Raw genomic sequence first — 289 nt, forward strand, 5'->3', positions numbered from 1 at the left:
AGCGCACGCCTGATAAGCGTGAGGTCGGTGGTTCGAGTCCACTTAGGCCCACCATGTATTCCGCAGTAGCTCAGTGGTAGAGCAATCGGCTGTTAACCGATCGGTCGTAAGTTCGAGTCTTACCTGCGGAGCCATTATGGAGAAGTACTCAAGAGGCCGAAGAGGCGCCCCTGCTAAGGGCGTAGGTCGGGTAACCGGCGCGAGGGTTCAAATCCCTCCTTCTCCGCCACTTATTGGCCCCTTGGTCAAGCGGTTAAGACACCGCCCTTTCACGGCGGTAACACGGGTT

The 289-nt window shown here is 57.4% G+C and carries 2 tRNA genes; both read left to right on the top strand.

What is annotated here, in order from left to right:
• Nucleotides 1–59: 59 nt before the first annotated feature.
• A tRNA-Asn gene (locus tag KHA84_RS15265) sits at nucleotides 60–134 on the top strand.
• A gap of 4 nt (nucleotides 135–138) precedes the next feature.
• Nucleotides 139–229: transfer RNA gene (locus KHA84_RS15270), tRNA-Ser, on the top strand.
• Nucleotides 230–289: the final 60 nt, after the last annotated feature.

The organism is Bhargavaea massiliensis (genome assembly GCF_018390575.1).
Taxonomy (GTDB): Bacteria; Bacillota; Bacilli; order Bacillales_A; family Planococcaceae; genus Bhargavaea; species Bhargavaea massiliensis.